General features: G+C 34.9%; 8 protein-coding genes. 7 read left to right on the top strand and 1 reads right to left on the bottom strand.

Features of this window, described 5'->3' with window-relative positions:
- A partial coding sequence (locus CBF33_RS02810) for a transposase (protein ID WP_148112232.1) occupies positions 1 to 279 on the top strand: 279 nt, incomplete at its 5' end.
- Positions 280 to 463: 184 nt separating this feature from the next.
- Here CBF33_RS02810 and CBF33_RS02805 read toward each other — a convergent pair.
- Positions 464 to 1,060: a hypothetical protein gene (locus CBF33_RS02805; RefSeq protein ID WP_126761399.1), complete on the bottom strand. Its 597-nt coding sequence runs from the start codon at positions 1,058 to 1,060 to the stop codon at positions 464 to 466.
- 315 nt (positions 1,061 to 1,375) lie between these two features.
- Here CBF33_RS02805 and CBF33_RS02800 point away from each other — a divergent pair, with 315 nt between their 5' ends.
- The 6 genes from CBF33_RS02800 to CBF33_RS02775 all read left to right on the top strand — a co-directional run bounded on the left by CBF33_RS02800 (position 1,376) and on the right by CBF33_RS02775 (position 6,132).
- Positions 1,376 to 2,062, top strand: coding sequence for a DUF969 domain-containing protein (locus tag CBF33_RS02800; RefSeq protein ID WP_126761397.1), 687 nt, complete (start codon positions 1,376 to 1,378; stop codon positions 2,060 to 2,062).
- Entirely contained in the window at positions 2,059 to 2,982 is a 924-nt protein-coding gene (locus CBF33_RS02795; RefSeq protein WP_126761395.1) for a DUF979 domain-containing protein, read from the top strand. The genes CBF33_RS02800 and CBF33_RS02795 overlap by 4 nt, the downstream gene beginning before the upstream one ends.
- A gap of 26 nt (positions 2,983 to 3,008) precedes the next feature.
- A complete protein-coding gene (pcp, locus tag CBF33_RS02790; protein WP_126761392.1) occupies positions 3,009 to 3,656 on the top strand; it encodes a pyroglutamyl-peptidase I in 648 nt (215 codons plus the stop codon).
- A 99-nt stretch (positions 3,657 to 3,755) separates the two neighbouring features.
- The gene (locus tag CBF33_RS02785) at positions 3,756 to 4,115 is read left to right on the top strand and encodes a DUF2200 domain-containing protein (protein WP_126761390.1); all 360 of its coding nucleotides are present in this window, start codon (positions 3,756 to 3,758) and stop codon (positions 4,113 to 4,115) included.
- 28 nt (positions 4,116 to 4,143) lie between these two features.
- Entirely contained in the window at positions 4,144 to 5,073 is a 930-nt protein-coding gene (locus CBF33_RS02780) for an alpha/beta hydrolase (protein ID WP_244919675.1), read from the top strand.
- A gap of 234 nt (positions 5,074 to 5,307) precedes the next feature.
- Positions 5,308 to 6,132 carry a phosphate acyltransferase gene (locus CBF33_RS02775; protein WP_126761386.1) on the top strand — a complete coding sequence of 275 codons (825 nt, stop codon included), beginning with the start codon at positions 5,308 to 5,310 and terminating at the stop codon, positions 6,130 to 6,132.
- The last annotated feature ends 17 nt before the right edge of the window (positions 6,133 to 6,149 follow it).

Genomic DNA, 6,149 nt, shown 5'->3' with positions numbered 1-6,149 from the left:
ATTATGGATGCTTTCAGAAGCAAAAATCACGTGTCATTTATCCAACAACTAAAAGAACTACCTGAAACATTAGATTCAGAATTTCGTAAGAAACTTCAAAACCTTTTAAACTATGAAGAAGGGATTCTTAATTCCTTAATATATCCTTATTCAAACGGTAAGATTGAAGCTAAAAACACACATATTAAAACCTTAAAACGGGTATCCTATGGATTTAAATCATTTGAGAACATGAAATTAAGAATATTCATGATGAATCGTCTCATTGAAGTAAAATAAAAAAGATGAATGGAACGAGTTCCACTCATCTTTCGACTTCATTTTGACTCATCAGTCCTATTTGACAAAGAGCCATAATTCCATTAGTGAATGAGCTTTTATTTTAAGTGTAATAAATGTTAGTAAGCCCATTTAAAAAGATACAACATTATAAAAACTAATTGAGTTTTATTAGAAACCAAAATTAATTCTTAAAATACTCTTTAGCTAGGGTGGTATCCAAATACTTATTAGAAATTAAAATCCAGTCATCAACACCACTGAATTGTCCCATATAAGGCATATATTCCAACTGTCCATTCTCATTTACTCTAAAAGTCCCTGCTCCATCAGTTTGGTCTATACCAACATATACATATGCTAAGTTATCATCCTCATTTATATCAACTGTTAAGATGTATTTTGTTGGTGGTGGAGGAGTTAGATCTAAGATGGCCATAACCCACTTTTTTAGTTCTGCTTCTGTTAAAGTTAATTCTTTTACGAAAGAATTTTTTGTAGAAGAACTATTGGATTGATTATTTGAAAGGATTGTACTTGAATAATGTTCAGCTTTATTTTTGCGAATATTATTTTGGACTTGAGTTTTATAAAAATACAAAAATCCTAATAGTATAAGAATAATAAACGATAGTATATATACTTTTTTCTTTTTTTGTTTATTACTATATAAAGTTTTTCGAGTTAATTCTTGTGGCATATTCGTAAAGTTAGGATTTCTATTCACTTTATGGGATAAATTATTTTTTCTTTTTGAATTTATTTTTCCGTCTCTATTCATGTTACTCTTTCCCTAATGTTTTATATTTATTATATCAAGGTTATGATTAAAATCAAAAGTATTATAATAAGTCAAACAATTGATTTTTAGCTTATTTAAAAAGGGTTGGAAATAAGATAATAATAATTTAAGAGATATTATAACTGATTCAGGTTATAGTGTCTCTTTTTTGTCTAGATGTTTAGTATCTTTGAGCAAATTGATGAAAAATTAACAAAAACAGTTATTTAGTAAAAATAGTTCTGTTTTTTGTTAAAAAATATAGTAAAATAGAAAATAAGTTTCTAAAATAATTATAAAGGAGAGATAATATCGATGGAATGGATAAAACTTATTGGGATTGTCATTATAGTGCTAGGCTTTATCTTCAAGTTAGATACGATTGCGGTCGTCGTCATCGCAGGGTTTGCTACAGCATTAGTATCGGGCATTACCCCAGTTGAATTTTTAGAAGCGTTAGGACAAGCTTTTGTCAATCAACGGATTGTTACGATTTTCTTTTTAACACTTCCGCTAATTGGATTAGCTGAAAAAAATGGTTTGAAAGAACAGGCGGTTAATTTGATTAAGAAAGTGAAGGGAATGACCTCTGGTACTTTCCTGTCAATTTATTTAATAATTAGAGAAATTGCTGGTATGTTCTCGATTCGTCTAGGAGGACATCCGCAGTTTGTTCGCCCATTAGTTCAGCCAATGGCAGAAGCAGCAGCTGAAGCGAAACACGGTGAACTAGATGCAGCCGACAAGGAAACAATTAAAGCGAAATCAGCAGCAATGGAAAATTATGGGAACTTTTTTGGTCAAAATACTTTCTTAGGAGCTGCAGGTGTCTTGTTAATTGTTGGGACATTGGACTCTTTAGGATATAAGGTGTCAGGAATTGCGATTGCTAAAGCGTCGTTACCTATTGCGATGATTATGTTAATTATTGGTGTGACGTCGAACATTTTATTTGATCGTAAGTTGAAGAAAAAATATCAAAACAAAGGAGAAGGAAAATGACACAATTTTTTGATAATTTATTAGAATTTTTCTTTGTTTTAATCGGGTTGCAATTAATGTATACAGCATTTAAAACGGCGAAGGATACTTCTAATTCAAAACGAATGGGTTCGACAATATTTTGGTTGGATTTAGGCTTGTTATTTATGTTTGGAAAAGTGCTTCCGAGTGTGGTTAGTGGCTTGTTAGTTGTTTTATTAGGGATTATAACGTTATTTAAACAATTTGAAATTAGTCAATTTACGCCAGTTAAAGCGGAAGTTTTAGAATCACGAGCTAAAAAGTTTGGGAATTGGATATTTGTCCCTGTGTTATCACTAGCGGTGGTTTCTGTTGGATTAGCGATGAAAATAGAAGCATCAAGTAAGTCGGCTATTGGTGTCGCAGCTATTTTTAGTATTATTTTAGCGATGATTATTTTTAAATCAACACCTAAAGAAATGGTTCAAGAAAGTAATCGAATGATACAAGCGATGGGAACATCTGGGATTTTACCACAATTATTAGGAGCATTAGGTGCGATTTTTGCTTTAGCAGGTGTCGGTGACGTAATTGCGCAAATTATCGGTGGGTTTGTTCCGGAAGGCAATCGATTATTTGGTACTATTGCTTATGTTCTTGGTATGGTTGTTTTCACGGCTATTATGGGAAATGGTTTTGCTGCTTTTACTGTTATCACGGCAGGTATTGGCGTGCCGTTCGTTATTATGCAAGGAGCAGATCCAGCGATAGCAGGAGCTTTAGCCTTAACAGCTGGTTATTGTGGAACCTTGTTAACACCAATGGCGGCTAACTTTAATATCTTACCGGCATCATTATTAGAGATGGAAAAGCCTTATGGCGTGATTAAAGAGCAAGTTCCTGTTACGATTATTATGATTGTGATCCATATTGTCTTAATGTACTTTTGGGCATTTTAATAGCAAATAGGAAGGAAATGATAGAAATGAAAATTTTAGTAACTGGTTTTGACCCATTTGGGACGGATACAATGAACCCGGCGATTGAAGCTGTTAAGCGATTGCCTGATACTGTTAATGGAGCAGATATTATTAAATTAGAGATTCCAACAGTCTTTGGTAAAAGTGCAGAAGTCGTGCGTCAAGCTATGACGGAACATGATGTTGACTATGTTTTAAATATTGGCCAAGCTGGAGGTCGTTTTGATATGACACCAGAACGTGTTGCGATTAACTTAGATGACGCTCGTATTGCTGATAATGAAGGGAACCAACCTATCGATGTTCCAATTAAAGCAGATGGAGAAGCAGCTTATTTTAGTCAGTTACCGATAAAGGCTATGGTAACAGCGATGAAAGAAGCAGGTATTCCTGCCTCTGTTTCTAACTCAGCAGGAACGTTCGTATGTAACCACATTATGTATCAAACACTTTATTTAACACATACGGAGTTTCCAAAAGCAAAAGCAGGATTTATGCATGTGCCATTTTTACCTGAGCAAGTTTTAGAACGACCAAATACGGCATCTATGAGTCTAAGTGATATTGTCAAAGCGATTGAAGCATCACTTGAAGCGATTGTCGATTATCACGGCAAAGACGATTTAAAAGTTGTCGGTGGTAAAACGCATTAAAAATAGTTGTAAATCCAGGTGCATACGTACCTGGATTTTTGTTTTGATCAAAGTATATGGTAAAATGGAAAAGAAATAATGAGAAAAAAGGAGTAGATGATGAAAGAGCCTAAAATATATCAAATGTCGTTTGGCTCCGTGTATCCACTTTACGTTAAAAAAGTGGAGAAAAAAGGACGAACACAAGCAGAAGTAGATGAGGTGATTAGTTGGTTGACGGGATATTCGGCCGAAGAATTGTCTTTACAAATAGAAAAAAAGAAAACATTTAAGGCGTTTTTTGATGAAGCCCCCCTGATTCATCCAAATGCTTGGAAAATTAAAGGGATGATTTGTGGCTATCGAGTGGAAGAAATCGAAGAGCCTTTAATGCGTAATATTCGTTACTTAGATAAACTAATCGACGAATTAGCGAAAGGAAAGAAAATGGCGAAAATTTTGCGTTCTGATGATTTATAAAAAGTTTAAAGTAGATAGGATGTGTTTTATGAAAAAAGTGGGTTGGAGTATTTTGATCATAGTATTAGTATTCATGGTTGGTGGGCTCATTTATGGCGTACGATATTTATTTAATTACGCCATTGTTTCAGGGGACAAAGATTTTATAAAAAAAGATAATGTTGTCCAGCTTGAAAAAGAGTGGGAATTTGCACCATATGAAACAGTTTCGTTAGTGTCACGCGATGACTTGAAGCTAAAGGCGCGTATGATACGTCATCCCGAAAAAACTTCTAAAGTCGCAGTGTTAGCTCACGGTTATATGGGACAAGCGGCACAGATGGGGGAATATGCTCATTACTTTTATGAATTGGGTTATGATGTGTTGGTTCCAGATAATCGAGCGCATGGCAAAAGTGATGGTAAGTATGTAGGATTTGGTTGGCTCGACCGACTTGACTATGCTGATTGGATTAACCAAATCAATGAACTGTATGAAGAAGAAGCGGATATTGTTTTATTTGGGATTAGTATGGGGGCAGCCACAGTCATGATGACCAGTGGAGAGCCGTTACCTCCTCAAGTACAAGCTGTGATTGCGGATTGTGGTTATGATACGGTTGAGAATGAATTAAGATATCAATTGAAGCAAATGTTTAATTTACCGGCTTTTCCTCTAGTTCCACTGACCTCGCTTTATACGCAATATAAAGTTGGTTACGGATTTAAAGAAGCTAGTGCAATTAAGCAATTAGAAAAAAATAAGTTACCACTACTGATTATTCATGGCGATCAAGATGATTTTGTTCCCACTTCGATGACTGAAAAGCTGTATCAAGCCACCAAAGGACCAAAAGAGTTGGTTATTATTAAAGGAGCAAAGCATGCCGAAAGCTGGGATGTAGATAATGAGCAGTATAAACAGGTGGTTCGACAATTTTTAGAAAGACATGAAAATACTTTAGAAGCAACTCACTAAAAAGGTGAGTTGCTTTTTTGATTTAATTCGAAAGAGTTAGATTAAAAAACTCTGTGAAAAAGCATTGATATTCGAAAAAAGATGTAATTTTCTGACAATTAAAACGTTGTTAAATCAACGATGTAAGCGTTATAAAAGTTTTTAATATCGGAATTAAAAATAACAATTAGTCAAACAAAATATTCTCGTCTATTCTAAATGTAAGCGGTTGCTAAATAATGAAGAGGTGAGAAGATGAAAACAATTTCAGTGGCTGGAGGTTCGCAACCTGAAATATTAGAGCTTGTCAAAGAAGCGCACAAACGTTATCCAAACGAGCTTGAGTTTGTAGTATTTGATACAAACGAAAATATTGATAATGAAAATTTATGGCGTTATGAACAATGTCAAGATGAAAAAGAAATGGTCTTTCGCGCAGTTTCTTTAGTCGCCAAGGGTGAAGCCCAGCTGTTATTAAAAGGAATCGTACAGACACATGCTATTTTGAAAGAAGTTTTACAAAAAGAACACAACTTACGGGATCAGAAAGTTTTATCACATGTCGCAATGATTGACATACCTAAGCTTAATCGCACTATCTTACTGACAGACTGTGGCATGAACATTGCGCCTGATACGGAAACATTATCGAGTATTGTCGATAACGCGGTAGGTGTTGCACATAAAATTGGATTGACGCATCCTAAGGTGGCGTTGTTAAGTGCCGCAGAAAATGTCAATCCTAAAATGCCGTCATCTGTTTTAACAAAAGAGGTAAGTGATCGCTATCAAAATAGTAAAGATTGCACCGTTTATGGTCCGATTTCACTCGACTTAGCATTATCACAAGAAGCAGTTGCTCATAAAAAATTTGAAGGACCGGTAGCTGGAGACGCGGATATATTAGTTGTTCCTTCTATCGATACAGGAAATTGCTTGTATAAGTCGCTAACACTTTTTGGTGATGCATTAGTTGGAGGAACGATTGTTGGGACAAAAGTTCCAGTCATACTAACATCGCGAAGCGACAAAATAGAAAGCAAACTTCACTCATTATCATTCGCATTAAAGCAAGTTTAAGAAGCAGGGGGGAAAAG

This window comes from Vagococcus lutrae, assembly GCF_003987555.1.
Classification (GTDB): domain Bacteria; phylum Bacillota; class Bacilli; order Lactobacillales; family Vagococcaceae; genus Vagococcus_A; species Vagococcus_A lutrae.
The sequence above is the reverse complement of the archived record's forward strand: the minus strand, read 5'-3'. Positions and strand labels throughout refer to the sequence as shown.

What these genes read in the sequence shown, in the direction of transcription:
- CBF33_RS02805 (WP_126761399.1), bottom strand. Translation starts at nt 1,060, where the DNA reads ATGAATAGAGACGGAAAAATAAATTCAAAAAGAAAAAATAATTTATCC.
- CBF33_RS02800 (WP_126761397.1), top strand. Translation starts at nt 1,376, where the DNA reads ATGGAATGGATAAAACTTATTGGGATTGTCATTATAGTGCTAGGCTTT.
- CBF33_RS02795 (WP_126761395.1), top strand. Translation starts at nt 2,059, where the DNA reads ATGACACAATTTTTTGATAATTTATTAGAATTTTTCTTTGTTTTAATC.
- pcp (WP_126761392.1), top strand. Translation starts at nt 3,009, where the DNA reads ATGAAAATTTTAGTAACTGGTTTTGACCCATTTGGGACGGATACAATG.
- CBF33_RS02785 (WP_126761390.1), top strand. Translation starts at nt 3,756, where the DNA reads ATGAAAGAGCCTAAAATATATCAAATGTCGTTTGGCTCCGTGTATCCA.
- CBF33_RS02780 (WP_244919675.1), top strand. Translation starts at nt 4,144, where the DNA reads ATGAAAAAAGTGGGTTGGAGTATTTTGATCATAGTATTAGTATTCATG.
- CBF33_RS02775 (WP_126761386.1), top strand. Translation starts at nt 5,308, where the DNA reads ATGAAAACAATTTCAGTGGCTGGAGGTTCGCAACCTGAAATATTAGAG.